This is a genomic window from Edaphobacter sp. 12200R-103, from assembly GCF_010093025.1.
In the GTDB taxonomy this organism is placed as follows: Bacteria; Acidobacteriota; Terriglobia; order Terriglobales; family Acidobacteriaceae; genus Edaphobacter.
Window position 1 is genome coordinate 1,644,383 of record NZ_CP048114.1, and the last position, 24,830, is coordinate 1,669,212.

A 24,830-nucleotide genomic window follows, 5' to 3' on the forward strand; every position below is an offset into this window, starting at 1 on the left:
CTTTCGTCTCGCTGTTAGCGGCATGCGGTGGACTTATATCGGCGTTATTTCGGGCCCGAAAGACCGCTCGAGATCTGGGGCAGCAACTTAGCTTGGCCCGCGAGCAGCAATATCGAGACAAGATGCAGCTCTCGGTGCGTTCGCAGCTGGATACGCTGAAAGATGAGTTCATCTCTACTGTTTCTCACGAGTTGCGAACCCCTTTGACCAGCATCCGCGGTGCCCTTGGTCTTCTTGCGTCCGGGACGATCGGTGAACTTGATCCTCGCGCCATGAACCTGCTGCGGATCGCCACGACCAACACCGACCGCCTGATCCGACTCATCAACGACATTCTCGATCTGGAGAGGATGGAATCCGGGAGAGCTCCCCTGCAGATTCGCCGGTGCTCCCTGCGCGATCTCTGTGACCAGGCGATCGAGACCATGACCCCCATGGCGGAGGATCATGCCGTCCACCTGGAGCTGGTGCCGTTCTCCGAAGGGAAAACTCCCGATTCCCTGTTCTTTGATGGAGATTCGGATCGCATCCTGCAGGTCCTGACCAATCTCCTCTCCAATGCCATCAAGTTCTCCCCGGCGGCTTCGACCGTACGGATTCACATTGACGCCACCTCGGACTCTCTGCTCCTGAAGGTCGTAGACGAAGGACGCGGGATTCCAGCCGATAAGCTCGACTCGATTTTCGATCGCTTTCAACAGGTCGAGCACGCCGATGCCAGGCAACGCGGAGGCACCGGCCTTGGCCTGTCAATCTGCCGCAGCATCGTACAGCAGCACAGTGGCGCCATCTGGGCTCAGCGCAACCTTATTAAGGGAACGACGATGTTCGTTATGCTGCCGCGTACCGCGCGAGCGACCGATATCGTCCCGCTGCCGCCGTCCCTACCTCAGGTCGAGGGAGCCATTCTTATCTGCGACGATGACGCGAATATCCGGACAGTCGTCTCAGGTCACCTTACCCGGCAGGGCTATAAGGTCATCGAAGCTTCCAGCGGCGAAGAGGCATTGACCCTCGCATCGGAACAGCCGATCGAAGCGATCCTGCTGGACCTCTACATGCCGGGCCTCAGTGGATGGGAGACGCTGCAGCGACTACGCGATAATCCAAATACTGCCGATATTCCGGTCGTTGTGTTGAGCGTCCTGTCCTCCAATCTGCAGAACCACCTCTCGGGCGATGCCCAGGGTTGGGTGCAAAAGCCATTCAACGAGAATCTCCTCTTCGCAGAGCTGGGCCGTGTACTTCACCACGGGGACGGTCCTGCAAATGTGCTTCTGGTAGAAGATGATGACGATCTGGCGAGCGTTCTGATGGCAAATTTCGCAGGCGCCAGCGTTCACATCGACCATACTTCTACCCGGCAGCAGGCGATTCGCCATTGCGTAGGCCGGCGCCCGGACCTGGTGATCCTGGACATTACACTTCCCGACGGAGACGGCTTCTCCTTCGTGGAATGGCTTCGTCAGCAGCCTCCGCTCCGAAGCATGCCCATTGTTGTGTATTCCGGCCACGAGCTCTCCGATGTCGAGATGTCAAAGCTTCGCCTGGGTCCTACCGAGTTCCTTATAAAGGCCAAGGTACAGCCCGAGGAGGTAGAAACCCTTGTCCGTTCAATGGTTCACCGCCTGCGGTCCCACCCGACTCAGCTTGTCACTGCTGACCCAGCCGCATAATGTCTCATAGGAAAGTCTTCGAAACGGCCGGACGTTTCCCGTCATGCGAGAATTGAAGCTCATGCGGCGAATCCTGATTATTGACGACGAGGACGATATCCGTGAGGTGGCTTCTCTCTCCCTGGAAGCCACCGCGGGGTGGCAAGTCTTGACAGCCAGTTCTGGCGCGCAGGGGATAGAAATCGCCAAGGTTCATCAACCTGACGCCATTCTGATGGATGTCATGATGCCAGGCGTCGACGGTCCCACCACTTTCCGACAGATGCAGCAGACGCCGGAGATATCGCACATTCCCGTGCTTTTGCTCACAGCCAAGGTACAGGGCGTGGACAAAAGGCGGTTTGCCGATCTGGGGGTCGCAGCTGTGCTTTTTAAGCCATTCGATCCCCTGACGTTGGCCGAACAGATCGCGGGCGCGCTTAAATGGAATCCATCTCCTGCCCCGGCAACGCGGGTCGCCTCCTCTGCACCAAAGTAATTGGCAGGGAAATTTCCCGCATAATGGACCGATGAGACTGCTGCTATAAAAAGCTGAATCGCAGCCCGGGAATTACACGGACGGTCCCCACATGACGAACTACTCCATGACACCTATCTCCCAGCCCGATCCTGAAATTTTTGCGCTTTTGGAGGACCTGTGGAAGCGCCATCTCCCTGTCACACGGGAACGCCTTGACCTGCTCCAGCAGGCTGTGCAGATGGCGGTTGCCGGAAGCCTCGACGAGACAAAACGAGATGAGGCCCAGACGGTAGCACACAAACTGGCCGGAAACCTTGGCATGTTTGGGTACAGGGAGGCCGGCGAGATCGCCGGAGAGATTGAGCATCACTTCAAGACGCTCGTTCCCTCTGCGGCCAACGAACTCAGCACCTACATGCAGCGCCTGCTAGCATCCCTGGACGGACACATCTAGCAACGCGCCTTATTTCGACTGCCGAATCGCCCAGCCGGCAAGGTCAATCGAGGCATCAAAGCCATCGAAGTCGAGTGGCAGGTGATTCCGTCGATCGACGTACTCGTTATAAATCCAGGGATCGACGACGGCGAACACCGTCCCCTTGCCGACCTTTGCAACAGCCATCAGGACATCGCCCTTGTCCGTGAGAATAGCCTTTGCTGGAGCCGAAGGCGTGATTGTCGAGATTTCCTTCAGGTAAGCTTTGTGCGGATACTGAAAGACACCGGTTCCCTTTGGGATCATTATCGTTCCCTGCGGCCAATTGTTGTTCTGCACTGTATTCCGCAGGACCGCGTTGAAGTGAATCCCAAATCGCTCACTCAACGTATTGAAGTGATCGAACTCTGAGTTGGTGTTATCGTTCTCCATCAGCAGAAGAACCCCTCCGGCCTTCACCCACGCCTCGATGGCGTCTCCGCTTGCCTTGTCCATATAGTGCGGGTTGGGGTTACGGGCCGGGATATCGGGAGAGACCAGGATATAGACTTGGGCCTCTTTCAGATCAGCCACCGTGGGAGCTGTTTTCAGGGTCGCCAGTTTTGCGCCATACCTCTGAAATGCCCGACCGAAAAAGGCAAAGCCCGAGTTCGTATCATCGTCCCACTTGTAATGGAACAGCTCCGTCTGTCCGGCAGCGTTCTTCCGTGTCTGCGAATTGAACCACGCGTCCACCATAACGGTCTTGCCTTGGCCTAGCGCTTCGGTCGGAGCCTGCGCCATCTCCGAACCCGCCAACAGAAACGCTCCGATTCCCTTCGCGTCGTTAACTCTGGTTTTCTCACCAATGTAATAGTCGAAGGTTCCTGAGCGGTACGGTGAACCTCCCAGGCCGCCAACCTTTACCGTTCCGTCCAGTGAGGTCAAGCCATCCGCCCCTGTCTTGACGAAGGTCTTCTGAATCGCGCCCCATGCCCGTTTGGCGGGAGCAAGGTCAGCCTGCGGCAGGTATCCCATCCGAACGCCCTTGGCCAGCGCATAGGTGAACATGCAGCTCGCCGAGGCTTCCGTAAAGTTACCCTTGCGCGCTCCCTGGTCCATAACCTGCCACCAGAGGCCCGTCTTCTTATCCTGGTAGGCTACGACAGCCTTGGCAACGCGATTCAAGGCGCGGACCAACTCAGGACGATCCGAATGATCCGCGGGAAACCAGTCCAGCACGTCGACCAGGGACATGGCGTACCAGCCCATCGCGCGGCCCCAGGCCTCCGGCGACAGACCCGTCTGCGGATCGGCCCACTTCATTTGCTTCGATTCATCCCATCCATGACGCAACAGGCCCGTTTTGGGATCGCGCATATGTTGATCCATCAGCAGAAGTTGCTTCGCAATGTCATTGAAGTCCTCGGGCTGCTGAAAGGTGACGGCATACTCCGCGCGGAACGGCTCCGCCATATAGGCCCCATCGAGCCACATCTGGTTGGGGTAGATCTGCTTGTGCCAGTAGCCTCTGCTGGCCGTCCTGGGCTGAAGGGCAAGCTGGTCATGCACGTATTTAGCGGCGATGTAGTACTTCGCCTGGTGAGTAACGCGATAGACCAGCAGAACCGACCGGGCCATCTCAATCTCGTCGAGGCTGTGGGCATCGGCATGATAGCTACGGATGGAGCCGTCGTCGGCAACGTACTTGTCCACCGCGGCCTTGATGTAGCGAAACTCGTCCCCATTGGCTGTCGTATGCCACTGCGCTGCCATTCCATCCAGCAGCACTCCCTCTTCATATCCCCAGTTGGCGGGATGATTCTCTGTGCTGATGACCGCTTTCGGCCACTCCTTCATTACCGAATCGGCCATCTTTGCCGATGGCTGATCGATCCTGAGGGCTCCTTCGGCCTGTATTGCTGCTCCCGTCATCGCCTGAATGGCGACCGCACTACCGAGAGCCATCACAGAAAACAGCTTCATCCCACTCTCCTCTTGCAAGACAGAATCTATACGACCACCAGCATACCTGCTTACAGCTCTGGCTCGTGAAGCTGAGAGACGCTCGCAGGTGAATCCACGCTCTGGCGCACTCTCAGTTGCATGCGATCGCAGTCCAGACAGGCGCCAGCAAGCTATTGGAGCCCGTGATCTGCAGGTCCACGAAGTTTCCCGGAGCGATCGTCACGGTCCCCGTCGAGGTACAGCTGGAGTTGGTGGAGACCGTACAAACGAGCGACGTCGCTGACATCGATCCCGGCACGCCGGTTCGCAGAATGACCTGGATCGTATTGCCCTGCTGAGAGTATGCGGTCAGACTTGTGGCGGTACATCCGGAGGGCACCCAGGTCAGCACCGATCCCTGCTCGCTCGCTGCCGCATTTGCGCTGCTAACCGAGTAGTAGTACGAGGAGAACGAGACCGAATGATAAGTCGATGCAAACGATCCCCACCCGCCGCCGTTTCCAGCTCCGGAACTCCCATTCGCACCCGGCACACCTTGAGGAATCGTGAAATTGAGCACCGCTGCCCCGGATGTACCGGAATTGGTCACAGTAGCCGCCGTCCCCGGTGCTCCGGTTGTGACGGTGCCTACACTTACCGTTGCCGCCGCACCGGCAGGCCCGGTTGGGCCGGCCGATCCCATCTGAGCCAGGATTGCCCAGGCGGATGTTGAGCTGTCGGGCGGAACTGCGAGGTTCGTCAACAACGCCAGATATGTGCTTCCGTTGTAGGAAACGGCATCATTGGCGCGATAGGCGCTCGCAGTGGACCATGGACCTTTGAAACTCACCCCAGCGGGACCAGCCGGTCCTGTTGCTCCCTGAGGTCCTGTGGCTCCTTGTGGGCCCTGCGATCCCGCCGGACCGGGGGGGCCTGTGGAACCTGCCGGACCTTGTGGTCCGGTAGCGCCCTGCAAACCCGGAGGTCCTGTTGCACCTGCCGGCCCGGTTGGCCCTTGTAATCCCTGCGGACCGATTGGTCCTGCAACACCAGCCGGACCTTGTGGTCCCTGGGTTCCCGCCGCAAATTTGCTCCACGACACAGGACTGGAATCGGGCTTATTCCCCAGGTTTCCATCTGTCATGGAAACATAGGCAGCGCCACCGTAGGTCACCCCATCTCCAGCGCCATAGATAACGTCGGCCTGATACTCGCCGCGAAATGTCATTCCTACCGGCCCGGCTGGACCTCGGGGACCTTCAGGTCCACTTGGCCCCGCCAAACCCTGTGGACCCTGCTGGCCTTGAGATCCTACCGGCCCGGCTGGTCCCTGTGGACCGGTTGCTCCTGTATCACCCTTGGGGCCCGCAGGCCCCTGCGACACCAGTACAACTTCAAGACGCGGCGCATGTCCCGTCAGATCATTCTCTTTGCTGTCAAACTGTACGGCGGCATCCGCCGATGTAAGCGCGATGCCATTATTGCTCGCGGGGTCTGTCAGCCAACCCTGGACCAACGCCGTTACATCGATCGGCACATAAGCTCCGGACTGGTCCACAGAAGTGGTCGCCAGGACCGAAGGGGACATCGCCGGCATCGTGCCATAGGTCACGCTGTACTCTCCCCACGAGGATGTGATCGCCTGCAGTCGGATCGAGCCTGCCGCATCGACACGATTGCAATAAAGTCTGAGGATTGCACGTGAGATCTGCGTCGGGGTTGTTCCTGAAGGAAGCGCCGAGAGGCCGAATTGCAGCAGAGAGGTGTAGCCTGCTCCTACGTTGAGGTTAGAGATGGTTCCGCTATTCGCCGCGGGCCGAGCAGAGTTGACATGCGCATCAGCCACCAGGGTCATCTCCGCTGCCAAAGCCGGCATCGCTGCTGCGAGCAGAACTATCGCACAGCGTACCCACCGAGGAAGCCGCAAACGCAAAAGCTATTCCCCCTATAAAGTGCGTCAGCGTCTTCCGCCAGCTGGCCCGCCAAACGGAAGACGTGACTCATCCTGCACAACGTTCTGAAGCTCCACAATGCACGTTGTCGGCATGGCCTTGAGCCATGCGCTTCTCCATTCGCGAACAGAGACCGGGAGTACCTTTCGTTTTAGGCGATGACGCCGCAAGATACAACTGCCGGAGCTACAACTTATGTCGTAGAGTGACTGTACAACGCAGCCTCCACGCAGGACACATTTTTCCTCATCCGGCGCGCATCTCATAGAGTTGTAAGGTCAAACAAACGCAAAAAGGATATCCTCAGCCCATGAGTTCCAACGAGATCAATCAGCCTGGCCAGCTTCCCTCTCTCGATTCCCTCGTCGATATTCCTCATCTCGTCACCGCCTATTACGCGCTGCACCCTGACCCGGAAGTTGCTGCCCAGCGCGTCTCTTTCGGCACCTCGGGACACAGAGGATCGTCGTTTCACGCCAGCTTCAACGACGACCACATCGCCGCCATCACGCAGGCCATTGTGGAGTACAGGGCGACGGAGCATACGCTAGGCCCGCTCTTCCTGGCTCGCGACACCCACGCTCTCTCGGAACCTGCCTTCACGACAGCCCTCGAGGTCCTTGCAGCCAACGATGTTGAAGTCATGATCGACGAGCACCTGGGCTATACTCCAACACCCGCGCTGTCCCATGCGATTCTCACCCGGAATGCAAACCCGAAGCTGCATCGTGCCGACGGCATCGTCATCACTCCTTCTCACAATCCACCAGAAGACGGAGGCTTCAAGTACAACCCTCCCAGTGGCGGCCCCGCCGACACATCGGCGACGAAATGGATTGAGAACCGCGCCAACGAGATCATCGCGAATGGCCTGAAGGACGTAAAACGCGTCTCCTATGCCCGCGCTCTCGGCTCCGACAAGACCTACAGGCACGACTACATCACCGCCTACGTGGACGATCTGTCGAACGTCATCGACTTCGACATTTTGCGAACGACTGCCCTCAAGCTGGCGGTCGATCCTCTGGGAGGAGCCGGCGTTCACTACTGGCCGCGCATTGCGGAAAAATATCGTCTCCCCCTCGAGATCCTCAACACCCAAGTCGATCCAACCTTCCGGTTTATGACACTCGATTGGGACGGACGCATTCGCATGGACTGCTCCAGCCCGTACGCCATGGCCAGCATGATCGCGAACAAGGACAAGTATGACGTCTCCTGGGCCTGCGACACTGATCATGACCGTCACGGTATCGTCACGCGATCTGCCGGTCTGCTGAATCCCAATCACTATCTTGTGGTGATGATCCAGTACCTTTTCACGCATCGTCCGGAGTGGGGCGAGAACACAGCGATCGGGAAGACACTGGTCTCCTCCAGCATGATTGACCGTGTTGCCAAAGGATTAAACCGGCCCATGCTCGAGGTTCCTGTCGGCTTTAAATGGTTTGTGGACGGCCTGATCGATGGTTCGCTTGGCTTTGTCGGAGAAGAGTCCGCAGGAGCCAGCTTCCTTCGCCGCAACGGCACGGTCTGGACTACGGATAAGGACGGCCTGATTCCTGGTCTCCTCGCAGCAGAGATGACGGCGCGGACAGGGCGCGATCCGGGCGAACTGTATCGTGAGCTGACGGCGAAGTATGGCGACCCGGTCTATCAGCGCATCGACGCGGCTGCAACCAAGGAGCAGAAGGCCAAGCTCGGCAAACTTTCACCCTCACAGGTAACGGCAAAAGAGCTTGCCGGAGAGCCAATCACGGCCATCCTGACCGAGGCCCCCGGCAACCACGCCCCCATAGGAGGCCTGAAGGTTGCCACGGAAAACGGATGGTTCGCTGCCCGTCCCTCCGGAACCGAAGACGTTTACAAGATCTACGCGGAGAGCTTCAAGGGACTCGATCACCTGAGGAAGATCCAGGCAGAGGCACAGGCTCTGGTCGACGCTGCAATCCGATAAAACGGAATTACAGAAAGGACTGCCACTCTCCAGCAGTCCTTCTGCCTTTTAAGAACTCCAACTCAGTGCATGTTTACATATCATCCTTGGAGGTGGGGATGGCTTAGGTTGTCTATCTGATGCGACCGCCATCATGCCTCTTTGAGGCGACGATGATCGGATTCCGATGAAGGTTGGTACATCTCAGTGCAGGAGCATGCTGCAGATCAGCGTGGCAAGGACAACGCTGGTAATAACCACGTAAACGCGATCACGCTCCATCGCAAAGCCAATAATCGACAGGGCAACCCGAATGATAGGCGTCAGAAGCAGGCAGATGATGCCGATCTGGATGATAGCAAGGCCGCGTCTCCCTATCCCGAGTCCCGGGGAGAGAAACGCCCGGTGAAAGATCTGCAAGGGGGAGGCATATGGCGTGTTCTCTCCGGCAAAGGTATGGAACGAGACCGGCTCCGTGCTGTGGCCGTAGAGGTACATGGCGCCACCCACGAGAGCGATCGCGACCGCCGTCAGGACACCGCCGCGCAGCGTCAGTCCAATGATCTTCTGGAGCTGTTTGTCCTGGATGTCCACGCTAGAGCCTCCCCCGGATTCCTTCAACGATCATCTGGACCGCGACAACGGCGACGACCACCGCGAACAGCCGCCGCAGATTCCGGACGGGCAGCCGTGGCAGCAGGCGAGCGCCGACCATCGCTCCACAGAGCACCCCAAGCATGACGGGCAGCGCGATCACAGGGTGAATATAGCCGCGCTTCAGATAGATCGCTGCGCTGGCAACCCCCGTGACGCCGATCATAAAGCTGCTGGTGGCGGTGGAGACCTTGAAGGGTATCCCCATGACGCTGTCCATCGCGATCACCTTCAGCGCACCTGAACCGATTCCAAGAAGTCCCGAGAGCAGTCCGGCCACGTACATCAGGCTGAATCCACCTGTCGGGTGCGAGACTCCGTAAGGGATCGTCTCGTCTTTGGTCTGATAGACGCCATTCAGCTTCATCCTTTCGGCGAAGGGTGTACCTGTTGCAGAGACATGTTCCTCGTGGCGCATGCGGCCGCTCTGCCAGGAGGCGTGAAGGAGCACCATGCCGAAGATCACCGCCAGGACTGCGGTAGGAATCTTGCTGGCCAGCATGGCGCCGCAAATAGCGCCAACCGTGGTCGCCAGTTCCAGAAACATTCCGATCCGTATATTGGAAAGCCCATCGCGCACATAGGCGGACGCGGCTCCGGAGGAAGTGGCAATCACCGAGACCAGGCTCGCCCCAATGGCGTAACGGATGTCGACCCCCAGCAACAGGGTGAGAGCGGGGGTGACGATGACGCCGCCTCCCAGACCGGTCAGCGCTCCGACGAGTCCTGCTGTCGTGGAGATAAAGAAGACAAACAGCGCGAACTCGTAAGCGGGCATTCGCCTCCATTGCAATTCAGCTTCGCGGGGGTCACGAAAGGGCTTTCCATACGCCCTCTCACGTATCCTTGAAGGCGATCTCTCTTCATTCTATTCACACAGGCCACGGAGGCGGATGCGGTCACGACTGGAAGAATACTTTGGCTTTGCCGCACACGGCACCAGTTGGCGAACGGAGATTCTGGCCGGTTTTACGACATTCATCACCATGGCCTACATCATCTTCGTGAACCCCGAGATTCTGCACGAAACCGGGATGCCGATCGCCGCCGTGACAGCCGCGACCTGCCTGTGCGCAGCCTTTGGCAGCGTGCTAATGGGCGCGCTGGCCAACTATCCCTTGGCGCTGGCTCCTGGTATGGGGCTGAACGCCTACTTCACCTACACGGTCGTCAAGGCGATGCACGTGCCGTGGCAGACGGCGCTGGGTGCGGTCTTTCTGTCGGGCGTCATCTTCCTGGTGCTCACTTTTACTGGAATCCGCCAGCTTCTGGTCAGTGCCATCCCGCATCAGCTTCACGCAGCGGTCGCCGGAGGCATCGGCCTCTTCATCGCCTTTATTGGCTTTCGTAACGCAGGCATTATCGTCCCGAACCCAACGACCACGGTCTCATTGGGCAACCTGCACGCTCCCACGACGGCGCTTGCGCTCTTTGGACTCATCCTGATCGCCGTCCTGCAGGTGCTGCGGGTACGCGCCGCCATGCTGATCGGCGTGCTGGGAACGATGGCGATGGGGCTTGTCTTCGGGCAGGTGCACTGGGCCCCGGTTCCCTATCACCTGGCCTCTCTGGGCGAAACCGCCTTCCGGCTCGATGTCCGTGGCGCGCTTAGGATCGGCGCGGCGGAGATCATCTTCGTCTTTCTCTTTGTCGATCTGTTCGACAATATAGGAACACTGGTCGCCGTCTCCGAGCGCGCCGGGCTGATGACCCCGGACCATCAAATCCCCCGGTTGAACCGCATCTTCTTCGCGGACGCGACCGCCACGATTGTCGGATCGCTGACCGGGACCAGCACCGTGACCAGCTATATCGAATCTTCCGCCGGTGTGGCTGCGGGCGGAAGGACCGGCGTGACCGCAATCGTGACAGGAATCCTGTTTGCGGCGTCCCTGTTTATCGCTCCACTGGTGGGAGCCATCCCGAGCTTTGCCACCGCTCCCGCCCTGATCCTCGTGGGTGGCCTGATGGTTACGGGACTTGGCCAGATCGAGTGGACCGATCCAGTCATCGCGATTCCTGCCTTCCTGACGGTAACAACGATTCCTCTGACCTGGTCCATCGCCGATGGCCTGAGCTTCGGACTGAGCAGCTATGCCCTTCTGGAGGTGCTGACCGGAAAGGCCAAACGGTCGAGTTGGATGCTCTACCTGCTGGCGCTGCTCTTTATGGTCCGGTTCTTCTTCCTGCATCTCTCGTAGGAATCCGAGGAGATCCGAATAACGATCAAAACAAATCCTTTGTATTCAGATATTTTTTCGCCCTAGTTAAAGTAAAAGATGCCCGAAATCGAGCTCGGGCATCTTCTCTTTCTCTGCCACAAGAACCGTCAGGAGAGGCTCCGTCTTGCTACTCGTCTAGTGGGCCAGGGTTGGAGTCTGGCGCAGGGGCGCGGCCCCAGTGCTCACTCCGTCCTGCACTGCCTGATAGGAGACGATGGTCTTGAGGGTCTCATATGGAAGGTTAGAGGTCAGCGGAAGAAGGCGGCCGTTGATGGCCAGCATGGGGGTCTGCTGGACGCCGATGTCCTCAGCGAGTTTGACCGAGGCTTGAACAGCGTTCTTCGTCTCCGCAGTCGAGGCGCAGGCGTCGATCGCGGCGGGATCAAGCCCAGCCTTGGTCACGGCATCCTTCAGAGTCTGATCGCCGGTGGCGGGAGTGAGAGCAGCCTGCTTGTCGAAGACCTCGGCGGCGTAGGCGAAGAAAGCGTCATTCTTCTGCTTCGTCACGCAATAGCCGTATGCCGCTGCTTTAAAGGCGTAGGGATGGATATCGGCAATGGGGAAGTTCTGGAAGACGATCTGCGCATTGGGAAAGTCCTGAGCGAGCCGGTCCATGGTGGGCTGGGCCTCTTTGCAGTGCGGGCACTGCAGATCGGCAAACTCCACCAGCAGCAGGCCTTTTCCTGCGGCTCCGCGATGCGCACCGTCGGCGTGCTCCTCAAGGGTCTTCCGGGTATCCGCAAACGGCGTAGCCCCGAACGAGATGATTCCTGAGGCATCGGCGATGGCGTGCTTGCCATCGGGCAGCACGAAGAAAGAGGCGGCCGAGACCTTGGCGTTGGGCTTCTTGTCTGAGACGTAGACGACGACCTTGCTGACGCCGGGTGCCTGGGTAGTCTGGATGGCCTCAACCCTCCAGATGCGATCGGGATCGTAACCCCAGAGCGCCTTGAGGAAGGAGTCGACAGTGGCGACAGTGGGGGTGCTGGCAGTGAAGTACTTCTGGTTGACCGGAGGGAATGGATCAGGATGGTTGGAAGGATCGAGGGTCTGGAGTTCCAGCTTGGGGCGGTTCCCCTGGGTGGCCTGGCCCGGAACTGCTGTCTGAGCAGGAGATGTCTGTGCGGGAGCCGGGGCCGGTGCAGCCGGCGCCTGCGCTGAAGCAAGGAGTGCAGCACCGAGAAACGGCGCCAGTGCGGTCGACAGAATATGAGCTCTTTTCAAAACGCGAAAACCTTTCTGAACCTGCAGTCACGCCGGACCACAGATGAGTTTCATTAGACCTGAACCTTGACTGCGATGGGAAATCGCCGTCCGGTTCCAAAAGACTTCGGGGTTATTTTGAGGACGGGAGCGGCCTGCTGGCGTTTGTACTCGCTCTGTTCGACGAGCTTGAGGACGGAACGCACCAGCGCCAGATCCACATTCTGTTCTTTTGCAATCTGCTCGGCAGAGAGGAAGCGCTCGACGTAGGCCATAAGGATGGGATCGAGAACCTCGTAGGGTGGCAGGGAGTCGGTATCCTGCTGGCCGGGACGTAACTCGGCCGACGGCGGCTTGGTGATGGTGTTCAGCGGGATCACTTCACGCGTGCGGTTGGCGTGGTGCGCCAGTTGATAGACGCGCGTCTTGTAAACGTCACCAATGACGGCAAGCGCACCCACCATATCTCCGTAGAGAGTGCAGTACCCGACGGCCATCTCGCTCTTGTTGCCCGTCGTGAGGACCAGCGCACCGAATTTGTTGGAGATCGCCATGAGCAACGTGCCACGGATGCGCGGCTGCAGATTCTCCTCGGCAATCCCAAAGGAGGTTCCGGCAAAGAGCGGTTCCAGCACCTTCTGGAACTGGGCGAAGATATCGTGGATAGGCAACAGCTCGAAGCGGATCCCCAGATTGTGCGCGAGAGAACGCGCGTCCTCGATGGAGCCGAGTGAGGAATATTCGCTGGGCATACCGACGCCGATGACATTTTCCGCCCCCAGCGCTTCGACCGCGATGGCAGCGACCAGGGCGGAGTCAATTCCCCCACTCACAGCAACAAGCACCTTGCTGAAGCCGCACTTGCGCACGTAGTCGCGCGTCCCAAGGACAAGAGCCTGCCAGACCTCACGGATCTCGTCGCAGGGCGCGGGAGCAGCCTCCTCGGCATGTGGGATGTCGACGACGATGAGATCTTCGACAAAACATCCTGCGCGAGCCACGGCCTTCCCGGAGGGATCGAGCACCAGCGAGGAGCCATCGAAGACCAGGCCATCGTTTCCGCCCACCTGGTTGACCAGGACCACAAAGGCGTGATGACGCTGGGCGATAGCGGCCAGCATCCGCTGGCGGGTCGCGGGCTTCCCCTGACAGAACGGTGAGGCAGAGATATTGAGAATGATGCGAGGATAGCGGTCAAGATGGTCCGCATCGGCCTGCCATTGCTGCATCAGCGCATTGACCGGATCGACTGGGTAGAGCTGGCGGGGCCAAAAGTCCTTATCGTTCCAGGCATCCTCGCAGATAGTAATGGCCAGGGGTTGGTCGTTCAGCGAAGTGAGGCACTGCGAGCTGGCGGGCTCAAAATAACGCTGCTCATCAAAGACGTCGTAGAACGGCAGCAGCATCTTCTGCTGAACAAAAGCCGTTTTTCCCTTGGAAAGCAGCACCGCAACATTGGAGACATGTTTACCAATCTTTGAGGCCGCAGGCATGACCGAGCCGACCAGCACGGCAGGGCGTCCCTGTTCGCCGGTCCAGGCTGCAATCTCATGGACAGCCTGTACAGCGCGCTCGACGAAAGCGTTCTTCTCAAGGAAGTCCGCAGGAGGATACCCGCAGACGGCCAGCTCAGGAAAGACAACCAGCTCGGCCCCCTGTTCCGAGGCGCGAGCTGCGAATTCGACGATCTTTTTTATGTTTCCGGTGAAGTCCCCCACCGTGGGGTTGATCTGCGCCAGAGCTATCTTCACAGCATTTAGTCTAACGCTTCGCGAGCCGATTGGAAGCTCGCGCTAGCTGCCTGTTCCAGCGAAGACGACACCGACCGTACGGGCGAGAATCTTGATGTCGAGCCAGAGGCTCCAGTTCTCAACATAAGCCGTGTCGAGCGAGATGTAGCTGTCGAAGGAGGGATCCTGGCGAGCCTCTACCTGCCAGAGGCCGGTGATTCCCGGCAACACTTCGAGGCGTCGCAGATGATCGAGCTCGTACTGCTCGACCTCTCGGGCGATGGGAGGCCGCGGGCCGACGAGACTCATGTCGCCGCGAAGCACATTGTAGAACTGCGGCAATTCATCAAGCGAATACTTGCGCAGAATACGTCCGACGCGCGTGATGCGGGGATCGTTGGAGATCTTGAACAGGACGCTGTCGCGCTCGTTCATGTGAGCCAGCTTCTCCTTCAGCTTATCGGCATCCTGGACCATCGTGCGGAACTTGTAGCAGGAGAAGGTGCGTCCCTTACGGCCGATGCGGTGAGCCCGATAGAAGATGGCCCCTTCGGAATCAAGCCGGACGGCGAGCGCAATCGTGAGAATGATAGGAGACAGCAGCGCCAGGGCAATCGAAGAAAGCGTGATGTCGAGGACACGCTTGATGAGGAAGCCTCCCATCGGGAACTCACGGCGATGGAGCGGGATCGTGGGAAACTGTCCGATGTACTCAACCGGTGCATTCCAGGCAAGCCCGTCATAAAGGTCGGGAACGACACGCACATCGATTCCGGCCTGACGAGCCTCTTCGACGATACCGATGATGAGCTTCTTGTCGCCGGGAACCGAAAAGAAGATCTCGTCCACAAAGAGCGAACGCGCCAGCGAGAGGCAGTTGCGGACATCCCCGATGACTTCTACGTCGCCCAGTTCAGCTTCACGCTCGGTCAGGGCGACAAAGCCTTTAAAGCGATAGCCAAGATGCTGAAGGGAGTCGAGATGGTTTCGCAGGGCGTGGCCTACACGGCCTGCACCCACAATCAGTACATTGCGGGTCTCGAATCCCGCGATGCTGCGCCGATAAAAGCTTCTCCGTTGGATAGCGCGGCGTAGGCACAGAAGCGCGGTGGAGAGGATGACCGTAAGCGCAACGACGGTACGGGAGACGCCGCCCCCGTTGGACAGATAGAGAGTTCCGCAAAGGATCAACCCCGCGGTCAACGAAGCTTGAACTGTCATGCGCTGTTCATGCAGGCCACTCCGGTTCTGCAGCGGCCCGTAAAGTCCGTAAGAACGCGAGAAGAAGATCAGGCAAAGCGCGTACCAGAGCAGGTAAAGAAGCAGCGTATGCGCCGGTACATGAAAGATACGAAACAGAACCGTAGATGTGGAAGCCTGCGCGGGGATGGAGACATGCACCCGGAGAGCGACCAGTGCGGCAACCAGAACGGTAGCCAGATCGAGCGAGGCCCAGATAAGACTGGTGCTTGAGGGACGACGAAGAATCGCGGAGGAGGCTGATTGGTCCCGGTCATTTCGAACTGCTGATCTTCGGCCCGATACAATTACCTGCTGTAAATAATCCGGAGTCGCCATAAAAGTTCACGCCTTATCCAGGTTTTCAGGCTTGGAAGGTTGGTGATGGCGGTCCTTAAGAGACGACGCCCCTACCAACAAAAAGTTAAGTAAGTTCAGTCTGTTTTTTAGACTCAAGGCTGAAAAAGAAAGTTGCTCTGAAATCCGTCACATCATGGCGGTTAGACGTCTCTTCTGTTTCTCGACTGTGTCAGAGACGTGGGGAGGTTTCTGCTATTAGGATACTGGGGAGTTTGATGCTCTGCAAGGTTAGCCCCAAAATTTGTTGTAATCACGAATACATGGCCACACCATGCATCTTCCGTGTGATTCCTGCGGGCACTCTATGGATGCATCGTGGTAGAACCGCATTTTTACATTTTGTTCATCATCGAGGCATAACAAGCTCATCCAGTTCAAGAAATTCTTTCAGGATGGGATAGTCACTCTTTTCCATCTCCTCCATCGTGCCGAAGAAGAGCGCCTTTCCGGCGTGAAGAAAGACCACTCGATCGGCCAGGCGTTTGGCGAAACGCATATCGTGGGTGACGACAATGCTGGTGAGATGAAGCTGCTGCTTGAGCCGTTCAATCAGATCGCCCAGCAGGTGACCCATCAGCGGATCGACCATCGTTGTTGGCTCGTCATAGAGGACGGCCTCCGGCTGAGCGGCAAGCGCACGTGCGATCGCAACCGAACGCTTCATCCCGGTAGAGAGGTCCGATGGAAGCAGGTCTTCCATGCCGGCAACGCCCACCATCTCTAACAATCCCCTCACCACCTGGTAGATCTGTTCTTCACTCAGCTCGCCTCGTTCGCGCAAAGGAAAAGCGACGTTCTCCCCCACCGTGACAGAGTCAAAGAGCGCGCCGTTCTGGAAGACCATCGTGACCTTACGTCGGATGGCCTGCATCTGCTTCTCGTCGTATCTGGTGATGTCGTCGCCGGCGACGCGAATGATGCCGCTGTCAGGCTTCAAAAACCCCATCAGCATCTGAAGCGAGACAGATTTTCCGACGCCGCTGCGCCCCAGGATGCAGAGCGTCTCGCCGGGAAGAACGCAGAAGTTGACGTTCTCCAAAACGGGAACTCCATTGAAGGATTTTGAGACGTTCTCAAAGGAGATATATGGAACCGTTTTCTGCGAATTCCGCTCCGAAGCATCTTCTGTGGCAGCAGCCTGATTCTGCTGGGCAGCCTGCTCCATGAATTCTTCCACTGCAGGGGCGACATCGGCAGAGATCTCGGCGGTCAGTGGAGCCAGCTCACTGGCGTTCGCGCTGCTCTGATCGTCGGAGACGTGCTTAGAACCTTCGGCATCCTCTTTTTGAACCGTCTCCCTTTTATCAACCTTGTCAGCCTTTGGTATCGCTGCATCGGGGGCAGCGCTTCGCGCGCGGTCGTCTGATTCTCCAGCCATCATGCCTCCCTTCTAACGATTATTGTTGCATCCCGTGTGAAATCTTCCGGGAACTGCCCGGAACACCTATGCCTCGACGGCATCGAGGTGCTGCTGTGCTTCGGCAAACTGCTCTGGAGTGTTGAGATTCTCAAACCAGAGATTGGATGCAGCCCGCTGGGCAGGCGACAAAAACTCCCGGCTCTCTTCCCCTGCCTCCGCCTGAAGTTCTCTCAAAAGCGGGAGCGCCGCATTCACCATCCATCGACGCTGCAGGAAGACCGCATCGGAGGCGCTTCCACTGCGGGTAGCAAGTTGCAGAGCGGCCTGTACGAGCGCCGGGTAAAGCTTGAATCTCCCCTGCTGTGCCGCCTCTGTAAGGAAGGGCAGCATCTCGCGATGCAGAAGGCAGAGCGCCGGCTGAGGAACATCATCCACCACAAAGCAGGCGACTCTGGCCGAGGGCCGGCTGACCACAATATTGGCCCAGCAGCGCAACAGGGCAGCCGGAAGGAAGGGCATATCGACGGGTAGCACAAGGCTCCAGTCGTAGAGCGTGTGGCTGAGTGCGGCCTCCATTCCGCCCAGAGGACCGCAGCTCTCGCGAAGATCGGGAACCAGCGGAGCGAAGGGGGAAAGCTCAGGCCTGCTGCCGAGAATGCAGACCTGCGAGGTCAGCTTGCGGAGTTTCCAGACGGCCCGCTGAATCAGGGGAACACTGTCCAGGGGCAGCAGAGCCTTGTCCTGGCCCATGCGGCTGCTGCGTCCGCCAGCCAGCACGAAGCCCGCCAGCGAGGGACCTGTCATCAGGCTCCGGCCGCCGCGAAGAAACGGATAATGGATTCGATACCGCGGTGGAAGTTTGCAAGATGAAACTTCTCATTCGGGGCATGGAGATTATCGTCCGGAAGACCGAAGCCCATCATCAGGGTCGGCAGACCCAGCTCCCGGATAAAGTCTCCTACGATCGGGATGGAGCCTCCGCCGCGCACGAAGACGGTATCGGTTCCGAAGACCTGATGCATTGCCTCCACCGAGGCCTTTACGAAGCGATTATCGGTCGAGACCACGATAGGTTCCGCCGAATGAATCAGACGAACCGTCACCTCGACTCCGCGAGGAACGATGGATTCCACAAAAGATTTGTACTGTTCGAAGATCTCGGAGGGGACCTGGCCGGGGACAAGACGCATGCTGATCTTGGCGGTGGCCTTTGCGGGGATGACCGTCTTGGCTCCCGCTCCGATGAATCCTCCGGGCATGCCGTGCACATCGAGCGTGGGACGGGCCCAGGTGCGTTCGAGCACGCTGTACCCCGGTTCGCCGGTAAGCTCAGGTGACCCCACCTCGGTTTGCCGGTAGTGCTCCTCATCGAAGGGCAGCGCTTTCCATGCCTTCAGCTCATCCTCGCTGGGCGCCGCCACCTTGTCGTAAAAGCCGGGAATCTGGACGCGGCCATTCTCGTCTTTGAGCTTCGCGATGATCTGGGCGAGCGCGACGAAGGGATTGGGAGCTGCGCCGCCGTACATTCCCGAGTGCAGGTCAATACGCGCCCCGCGGACCTCGATCTCGGTATAGATCATCCCGCGCAGGCCGACGCAGAGGGTCGGCAGGTCGGGTGCGAACATCTCGGTATCGCTGATAAGGGCGAGATCGGAGCGAAGCTGATCGTGGTGATTCTGGACGAACCAGGCGATGCCCTCACCGCCCACCTCTTCCTCGCCTTCAATCAGCACGCGAATGTTGAGCGGAAGCCTGCCTTCGTTCGCAGCGAACAGGGATTCCAGCGCCTTGACGTGCATCCACATCTGGCCTTTATCGTCGACTGCTCCCCGCGCGTAGAGATTGCCATCACGCTCTGCAGGCTCAAACGGCGGAGTAATCCACTCCTCCAATGGCTCGGCAGGCTGAACGTCGTAGTGCCCATAACAGAGCACCGTCGGTGCATTGCCCTCCGCGTGAAGCCAGTCGCCATAGACGAGCGGATGACCACCGGTAGCAGTTTCGATCAGGCGAACGTTTTCCATCCCGATGCGACGCAGCTCGGAGGCGATAAACTCGGCGGCGCGGCGCACGTCGCCGGTGTGCTCGGGCAGGGTGGAGACGGAAGGGATCCTGATCAGGGCCTTCAACTCGTCCACGAAACGCTGCCGGTTACCGCGAGCAAACTCTACCGCCGCCTCAATCTTCTGCTGCTCCATGAATTTCCTTCGCTCCCTTCGCATACGGTCTCCGTGAGGTAAAAGAGACGCGCGAACTCTAAGTATGCAATGGAGCACGGGTCCGAGTCAGCCGCCGGACAGGCAGATGCATCCAACCCTCAGAAAGGCTTAGGATGTTGAGTCCGCAGGAAGAAAGGAGATTCATGACAACTTCACGGGATGACGGCAACATGATCGACGAGTTCGCGCGTTTTGACCTGAAACAGGAGATGACAGACGCGCAGAGCAAAAAGCCCTGGACCGCAGGTCATTACGCAAAGACGCTCTTCAAAAAGGAAGACTTCCGCACGGTGCTGATCGCCATGGAACCGAAGGCGCGCATGAACGAGCATCATGCCGACGGCACGATTTCGCTGCAGGTCCTGAAAGGCCAGATCCAGGTCAGTGTCCGGGGAAAATCGCAGAATCTCTCCGAGAGTAGTCTGCTGACCCTGAGTGCATCGATCCCGCATGAGGTGGAGGCGCTTACAGACGCTGCGTTCCTGCTGACCATCTCATGGCCAAGCAATAGCGAACTGCTGCAGATGAAGCATCGCGGGTACGGCACCTAGTCCTGTGTCGGGACGAATTTCGCAATGGAAGGATCCCTCGACTTACCGAGCATGATACTTGCTCTCGGCAAAATGCAGGGATTCTTCGCGTTGCTCAGGATGACGACCGGTTGTAGCTTTGACAAGCAATCCTCTGCTGACATTGCCGCTTATAGCCATGTCCAAAGTTGTAATAGTAGTCGCGCTGGATGGACGATGCGGACAACAATAGACACATGGCGACCACAGGACAGAACTGGAACGCGGCGGCCTATGCTGCCAACGGACGATTTGTAGCAACCCTGGCCTCTCCCGTTGTGGACCTGCTTGCTCCCCAGCCGGGCGAGAGGATTCTCGACGTGGGCTGCGGCGATGGCGCGCTCACCGAACAGATCGCAGCCGGCGGTGCCCAGATGAAAGGCATCGACAGCTCATTGGCGATGCTCGAAGCCGCCCGCAGGCGCGGACTGGACGTGGAGCAGCACAGCGCCGACGCCCTTCCCTATCGCGCCGAGTTCGACGCCGTCTTTTCGAACGCCGCTCTGCACTGGCTCTCTGCGGACCGGCACCCTGCCCTGCTGACCTCCATCCATCGGGCTCTCAAACCAGGCGGACGCTTCGTGGCGGAGATGGGCGGCCAAGGAAACATTGCAGCCATCCGGGTGGCACTGTCAGCTGTCTTTGCGAGCCATGGAATCGACACGGAAGAGGCCGCGGCCTCGTACTATCCGTCCCCCGGCGTCTATCGCCGTCTGCTGGAAGAAGCAGGTTTCACGATTACATCGATCGAACTGATCCCGCGTCCCACCCCGCTGCCAAACGGAATGGAAGCATGGCTCACCACCTTCCGGAATGGCGTGCTCGACCGGCTCTCTCCGGAAGAACGCCAAGATGCCCTGACTGAAACCGTGCGGCTGCTTGAGCCTGTCCTGCGGGATGGCGATGGAAACTGGGTGGCCGATTACGTGCGGCTGCGGTTCTCGGCCCTGGCTTAGTAGCCCGCGGCAGAGTCGTCGAAGCCGTCCAGGTTCTGGAGACACCGCTCCAGAAGGGCGCTCAGGCTCTTCATCTCGCCGTCCGATATGCCCTCCCACAGCTTCTGCTGCAGACCGCGCGAGTTCTTCTCGACCGATTCGGCAAGGCGCTCCCCTTCCGGGGTAATGCGCGCGGTCACGATCCGGTCGTTCACTGCGTCCTTGCCGCGGACGATAAATCCGGACCTCTCCAGATGCTTCAGCAATGCCTGCGTGGTCTGTGGAGTGATGTAGCAGGAGCGCGCAATCTGCGCGCCCGAGCTTCCGGGTGAGTTGCGAACGGCGAACAGTACCTGCATCTGCGCGGTCGTGAGTCCCTGCGGACGAAGCTGCTCATCCAGGTGCACACGAAACTGGATCATGATGCGCTTCATGGTGCGCAGGTTCTGCTTTCCCTGCAGGTACCGTTCCGTCTCGGACGCTGCGGTCAGCTTCGAAATGTCAGCCCGTTTCGACACGATAATATCAGTTCACTGATATTATCTCAGTAAGCTGATATGTCAACCGCCGTCGCCAATCCCACCATGAGTCAGGCCGTCTGGAAGCCCCACCATAACCCCTGGCTGGTGGCTCTGACGGTCACATTGGCGACCTTTATGGAGGTGCTCGACACCTCGATCGCCAACGTCGCCCTGCCGCACATGGCCGGAACCCTGGGAGCGAGTCAGGAAGAAGCGACGTGGGTGCTGACCAGCTATCTGGTTTCGAGCGCGATCGTGCTGCCCATCTCCGGCTGGCTGTCGGACCGCTTCGGCCGCAAGCGGTTCTACATGACGTGCGTTGCACTGTTTACGGCCTGCTCGCTGATGTGCGGCCTGGCGCAGACGCTACCCATGCTGATCTTTGCCCGCATCCTGCAGGGGGCAGGCGGCGGAGGTCTTGCTCCCAGCGAACAGGCGATTCTCGCCGATACTTTTCCTATTGAAAAACGCGGCCAGGCCTTTGCCGTCTATGGAATGGCGGTGGTCGTCGCCCCGGCGATCGGCCCCACGCTGGGCGGATGGATCACGGACAACTTCAACTGGCACTGGATCTTCTTTATCAATCTTCCGGTCGGCCTTCTATCGCTCTATCTCAGCAACCAGATGGTCGAAGATCCTCCTCACCTGCAGGTTCGCAGAAAGAAAGCGCGTGAGGAGCGGGTCGACTTCTTTGGCCTTGGCCTGGTCGCCGTCGGTGTGGGGTTCCTTGAGTTCACGCTGGACAAAGGACAGGAGAAGGACTGGTTCGGGTCGCAGATGATCGTGACCTGCGCTGTGCTGTCCGTCGTCACGCTGGTCACCTTCGTCCTCTGGGAGTGGAACCACTCTCACCCTATCGTCGATCTGAAGCTGCTGAAGAACCGTAACTTTGGCACGGCAGTCTTCCTGCAGTTCATCCTGGGCATGGTGCTGTTCGGGAGCACGGTGCTGATTCCGCAATACCTGCAGGTGCTGCTGGGCTACACGGCGGAACGCGCCGGCATGGTGCTGTCGCCGGGCGGATTCGTCATGATGATCATGATGGCGGTTGCCGGACGGATGCTGGGCAAATTCGATCCGCGCGCGATGGTTGCGATGGGCTATATCGCGACCGCGGCCGGTATCTACAACCTCACCCGGTTAGACCTGAATACGGCGTTCGGCACCGTGACGCTATGGCGGATGCTCCAGGTGATCGGGCTGCCCTTTATCTTCATCCCGATCAGCACACTCAATTACGTCGGCGTTCCGCTGGATAAGACGAATCAGATCTCCAGCCTTTCGAACTTCGCCCGCAACCTGGGCGGAAGCATGGGAACAGCCCTGCTGACGACATTCATCTCGCGAAGCGCGCAGGTTCACCAGTCTGTGCTGGCAGCCAATGTGATTCCCGGAAGTGTGCAGTACCGGCTCTATATGGACCGCGTCACCTCGCTGCTGATCGCCCATGGAATGTCGGCAGCAGAGGCCTCGCGCCTCGCGGTCGGCAGAGCCTACCAGGAGATGCTGCGGCAGGCCTCCATGCTGAGCTACCAGAACGCCTTCTTCATCCTTTCGATCATCATCCTGCTGCTGACGCCGCTTCCCTTCATCATGCGGTTGCCGGAAAAGAACGCGAAGAGAGACCCTGAAGCCATGGGCGGGCACTGATGCAGCCTTTTTATTCCGAGTGAAATATTGTTTTCCTAATGACATTTACCCTTACCGGGTGCTAGGCTCTCGGCTATGTCTCTGACAGGATGCAGACGAGCGATTCCCGCGGGAGTCGCCTGCTTTTTCCTTCTGGCGCCGCTGGCGTCTTTCTCGCAGACCCAGGCGATTCCGAATACGCCGAACCAGACCTCCGCGGCGACCGATGCACCGTTGAATCCGGCTCTTACGACGGTCTTCGTCGTTGGCGACTCGACGGCGAGAAACCAGGCGGATCTGGGATGGGGCGATCACTTTGCCCCTTTCTTCGATACCAGCCGGATCAACGTGGCCAATCGCGCCCGCGCGGGCCGGAGCAGCCGCAGCTACTACAACGAGGGTCTGTGGGCGAAGGTTCTGTCGGAGATGAAGGCCGGGGACTATGTCCTGATCCAGATGGGCCACAACGACGGCGGGGGAGATCCCAGCAAAGACCCGAAGTCGAGAGGAAGCGTCAAAGGAATCGGCGACGAGACCATGGAGCTTTCCATCAAGAAGCCGTTCGAGACCGGTCCTCTCGCAGGCCAGACCATGGAGACGGTCCACACTTACGGCTGGTATCTGCGCAAATACATCGAGGACAGCCGAGCAAAAGGAGCGCATCCGATCCTGCTCACCGTGACCATCCGAAACATCTGGAAGGACGGTCCCGACAGCAAGCCTCACATTGAGCGGGACATGGGTTACCGCGATTATGAGTACCAGGTAGCCGCGCAGGAGAAGATCCCTGTCGTCGATATGGCGACTGTCGAGGCGGACCGCCTGGAGGCGCTTGGCCCGGAGAAGACGGCGGCGCTGTTTCCCATCGACCATACCCACACCAGCGCGGAGGGGGCGGAGCGGAATGCCGAGTCTGTTGTGATCGCTCTGCGTCAGGCGCACTCGCCGCTGACGGCTTATCTCAAACCATCCGCTCCCTGAGCGCTGCGTGCCTCAATGAGGTGTGAGCGTCTGCATTACCCCAAGAGCCCGCACGAATGCTTCCGGTTTGACGGCCACGGAGCCCTCATAGGGACGGGCCAGGTCAGCGATTGCGGCCAGCGTTGTAACGACGACAAAGGTGAGCGCCGCTACCTGGCAGTAATGAAGCCACTTTTTATCGTTGCCCAGCAGGCAGGATGAGGTGATGGTCGCGCCTGCTCCGAGTATCAGCAGGCCCCAGAGCAGCCCGGGCATCTGGTTGCTCCGCTGCTGATTGCGCATGTTCCGTCTCTCGGAGAGATTGCTCATCGCGTACTGAATGTGATCCAGGCTGTTGGTGGAGATTACTGAATCTGCCTTGACCGTCTCAAGGACAGACCACATCTCGTTCATCACGCCGTCGGCAGCGCGATCCTCCTGCTGGTGCTGCATGGCGGGCCACTCCTGGTTGACGACCACATATTCATAGCGGCGCGCCAGATCGCGAATATGGTCTTTCTGGGGAGACGGCAGGCCGCCCGCGATGCGATAGATGTTGAGCATGGAGGTCGCTTCCAGGGCGGCATCGACCTCGGCAGATCGAAAGCCCTCTGCCACGGTGTAGAGCATAAAGCCGAGAATCACTCCGTAGGTGGTCCCCAGCACACCGAGCTGCCAGCCCGTCACGTCATTGATCCCTTTGCGGCTCTGAATAGGCCACCATCGATTCAACAGGCTGACGAAGAGCAGCGAACACACAAGAGCAGCCAGAATCAACATCGAACTCTGCAGGTACGTGAACATTTCAAAAATCCTCTTTCTACTTCGTCGCTGACAGCGTAC

General features: G+C 58.8%; 21 protein-coding genes. 9 read left to right on the forward strand and 12 right to left on the reverse strand.

The window, feature by feature from the left end:
- The first annotated feature begins 122 nt into the window (after positions 1-122).
- The 3 genes from GWR55_RS06805 (at position 123) to GWR55_RS06815 (ending at position 2,590) form a co-directional block, all read left to right on the forward strand.
- Positions 123-1,676, forward strand: coding sequence for a response regulator (locus tag GWR55_RS06805; RefSeq protein ID WP_238398693.1), 1,554 nt, complete (start codon positions 123-125; stop codon positions 1,674-1,676).
- Between the two features lie 61 nt (positions 1,677-1,737).
- Positions 1,738-2,154: a response regulator gene (locus tag GWR55_RS06810; RefSeq protein WP_162401595.1), complete on the forward strand. Its 417-nt coding sequence runs from the start codon at positions 1,738-1,740 to the stop codon at positions 2,152-2,154.
- A 91-nt stretch (positions 2,155-2,245) separates the two neighbouring features.
- On the forward strand, positions 2,246-2,590 hold the full coding sequence (locus GWR55_RS06815) for an Hpt domain-containing protein (RefSeq protein WP_162401596.1): 345 nt from the start codon (positions 2,246-2,248) through the stop codon (positions 2,588-2,590).
- 9 nt (positions 2,591-2,599) lie between these two features.
- Here GWR55_RS06815 and GWR55_RS06820 read toward each other — a convergent pair whose 3' ends face one another.
- The gene (locus tag GWR55_RS06820) at positions 2,600-4,537 is read right to left on the reverse strand and encodes a glycoside hydrolase family 88 protein (protein ID WP_162401597.1); all 1,938 of its coding nucleotides are present in this window, start codon (positions 4,535-4,537) and stop codon (positions 2,600-2,602) included.
- A 112-nt stretch (positions 4,538-4,649) separates the two neighbouring features.
- Positions 4,650-6,374, reverse strand: a complete 1,725-nt coding sequence (locus GWR55_RS19475) for a DNRLRE domain-containing protein (RefSeq protein WP_162401598.1) — start codon at positions 6,372-6,374, stop codon at positions 4,650-4,652.
- A 386-nt stretch (positions 6,375-6,760) separates the two neighbouring features.
- Here GWR55_RS19475 and pgm point away from each other — a divergent pair, with 386 nt between their 5' ends.
- Positions 6,761-8,407: a phosphoglucomutase (alpha-D-glucose-1,6-bisphosphate-dependent) gene (gene pgm, locus GWR55_RS06830; protein ID WP_162401599.1), complete on the forward strand. Its 1,647-nt coding sequence runs from the start codon at positions 6,761-6,763 to the stop codon at positions 8,405-8,407.
- 183 nt (positions 8,408-8,590) lie between these two features.
- Here pgm and GWR55_RS06835 read toward each other — a convergent pair whose 3' ends face one another.
- Both GWR55_RS06835 and GWR55_RS06840 read right to left on the reverse strand, forming a co-directional pair.
- A complete protein-coding gene (locus GWR55_RS06835) occupies positions 8,591-8,980 on the reverse strand; it encodes a DUF1634 domain-containing protein (protein WP_162401600.1) in 390 nt (129 codons plus the stop codon).
- 1 nt (position 8,981) lies between these two features.
- Entirely contained in the window at positions 8,982-9,818 is an 837-nt protein-coding gene (locus tag GWR55_RS06840; RefSeq protein WP_162401601.1) for a sulfite exporter TauE/SafE family protein, read from the reverse strand.
- Between the two features lie 115 nt (positions 9,819-9,933).
- Between GWR55_RS06840 and GWR55_RS06845 the strand changes: the two genes are divergently transcribed.
- Positions 9,934-11,241, forward strand: a complete 1,308-nt coding sequence (locus tag GWR55_RS06845; RefSeq protein ID WP_162401602.1) for an NCS2 family permease — start codon at positions 9,934-9,936, stop codon at positions 11,239-11,241.
- Positions 11,242-11,397: 156 nt separating this feature from the next.
- Here the strand turns inward: GWR55_RS06845 and GWR55_RS06850 are convergent, their stop codons facing one another.
- The 6 genes from GWR55_RS06850 to GWR55_RS06875 form a co-directional block, all read right to left on the reverse strand.
- Positions 11,398-12,486: a thioredoxin domain-containing protein gene (locus GWR55_RS06850; RefSeq protein ID WP_238398694.1), complete on the reverse strand. Its 1,089-nt coding sequence runs from the start codon at positions 12,484-12,486 to the stop codon at positions 11,398-11,400.
- Positions 12,487-12,539: 53 nt separating this feature from the next.
- Positions 12,540-14,216, reverse strand: a complete 1,677-nt coding sequence (locus tag GWR55_RS06855) for an NAD+ synthase (protein WP_162401603.1) — start codon at positions 14,214-14,216, stop codon at positions 12,540-12,542.
- Between the two features lie 42 nt (positions 14,217-14,258).
- The gene (locus GWR55_RS06860; protein WP_162401604.1) at positions 14,259-15,773 is read right to left on the reverse strand and encodes a sugar transferase; all 1,515 of its coding nucleotides are present in this window, start codon (positions 15,771-15,773) and stop codon (positions 14,259-14,261) included.
- Positions 15,774-16,140: 367 nt separating this feature from the next.
- A complete protein-coding gene (locus GWR55_RS06865) occupies positions 16,141-17,175 on the reverse strand; it encodes an ABC transporter ATP-binding protein (protein ID WP_370521395.1) in 1,035 nt (344 codons plus the stop codon).
- Between the two features lie 63 nt (positions 17,176-17,238).
- On the reverse strand, positions 17,239-17,958 hold the full coding sequence (locus tag GWR55_RS06870) for a molybdenum cofactor guanylyltransferase (protein ID WP_162401605.1): 720 nt from the start codon (positions 17,956-17,958) through the stop codon (positions 17,239-17,241).
- On the reverse strand, positions 17,958-19,352 hold the full coding sequence (locus GWR55_RS06875) for a dipeptidase (protein ID WP_162401606.1): 1,395 nt from the start codon (positions 19,350-19,352) through the stop codon (positions 17,958-17,960). The genes GWR55_RS06870 and GWR55_RS06875 overlap by 1 nt, the downstream gene beginning before the upstream one ends.
- A 164-nt stretch (positions 19,353-19,516) precedes the next feature.
- Here GWR55_RS06875 and GWR55_RS06880 point away from each other — a divergent pair, with 164 nt between their 5' ends.
- A complete protein-coding gene (locus GWR55_RS06880; protein ID WP_162401607.1) occupies positions 19,517-19,924 on the forward strand; it encodes an AraC family ligand binding domain-containing protein in 408 nt (135 codons plus the stop codon).
- A gap of 215 nt (positions 19,925-20,139) precedes the next feature.
- Positions 20,140-20,898, forward strand: coding sequence for a methyltransferase domain-containing protein (locus GWR55_RS06885; protein WP_162401608.1), 759 nt, complete (start codon positions 20,140-20,142; stop codon positions 20,896-20,898).
- On the opposite strand, the gene GWR55_RS06890 is transcribed toward GWR55_RS06885, so the two are convergent.
- On the reverse strand, positions 20,895-21,395 hold the full coding sequence (locus tag GWR55_RS06890; RefSeq protein ID WP_162401609.1) for a MarR family winged helix-turn-helix transcriptional regulator: 501 nt from the start codon (positions 21,393-21,395) through the stop codon (positions 20,895-20,897). The two genes, GWR55_RS06885 and GWR55_RS06890, sit on opposite strands and share 4 nt — an antisense overlap.
- Positions 21,396-21,434: 39 nt before the next feature.
- On the opposite strand from GWR55_RS06890, the gene GWR55_RS06895 reads away from it, so the two are divergent.
- Together GWR55_RS06895 and GWR55_RS06900 are read left to right on the forward strand one after the other, a co-directional pair.
- Positions 21,435-23,048 carry a DHA2 family efflux MFS transporter permease subunit gene (locus GWR55_RS06895; protein ID WP_238398695.1) on the forward strand — a complete coding sequence of 538 codons (1,614 nt, stop codon included), beginning with the start codon at positions 21,435-21,437 and terminating at the stop codon, positions 23,046-23,048.
- A gap of 75 nt (positions 23,049-23,123) precedes the next feature.
- On the forward strand, positions 23,124-24,008 hold the full coding sequence (locus GWR55_RS06900; protein ID WP_162401610.1) for a rhamnogalacturonan acetylesterase: 885 nt from the start codon (positions 23,124-23,126) through the stop codon (positions 24,006-24,008).
- A gap of 12 nt (positions 24,009-24,020) precedes the next feature.
- Here GWR55_RS06900 and GWR55_RS06905 read toward each other — a convergent pair whose 3' ends face one another.
- Positions 24,021-24,791, reverse strand: coding sequence for a DUF4239 domain-containing protein (locus GWR55_RS06905; protein ID WP_162401611.1), 771 nt, complete (start codon positions 24,789-24,791; stop codon positions 24,021-24,023).
- Positions 24,792-24,830 lie beyond the last annotated feature (39 nt).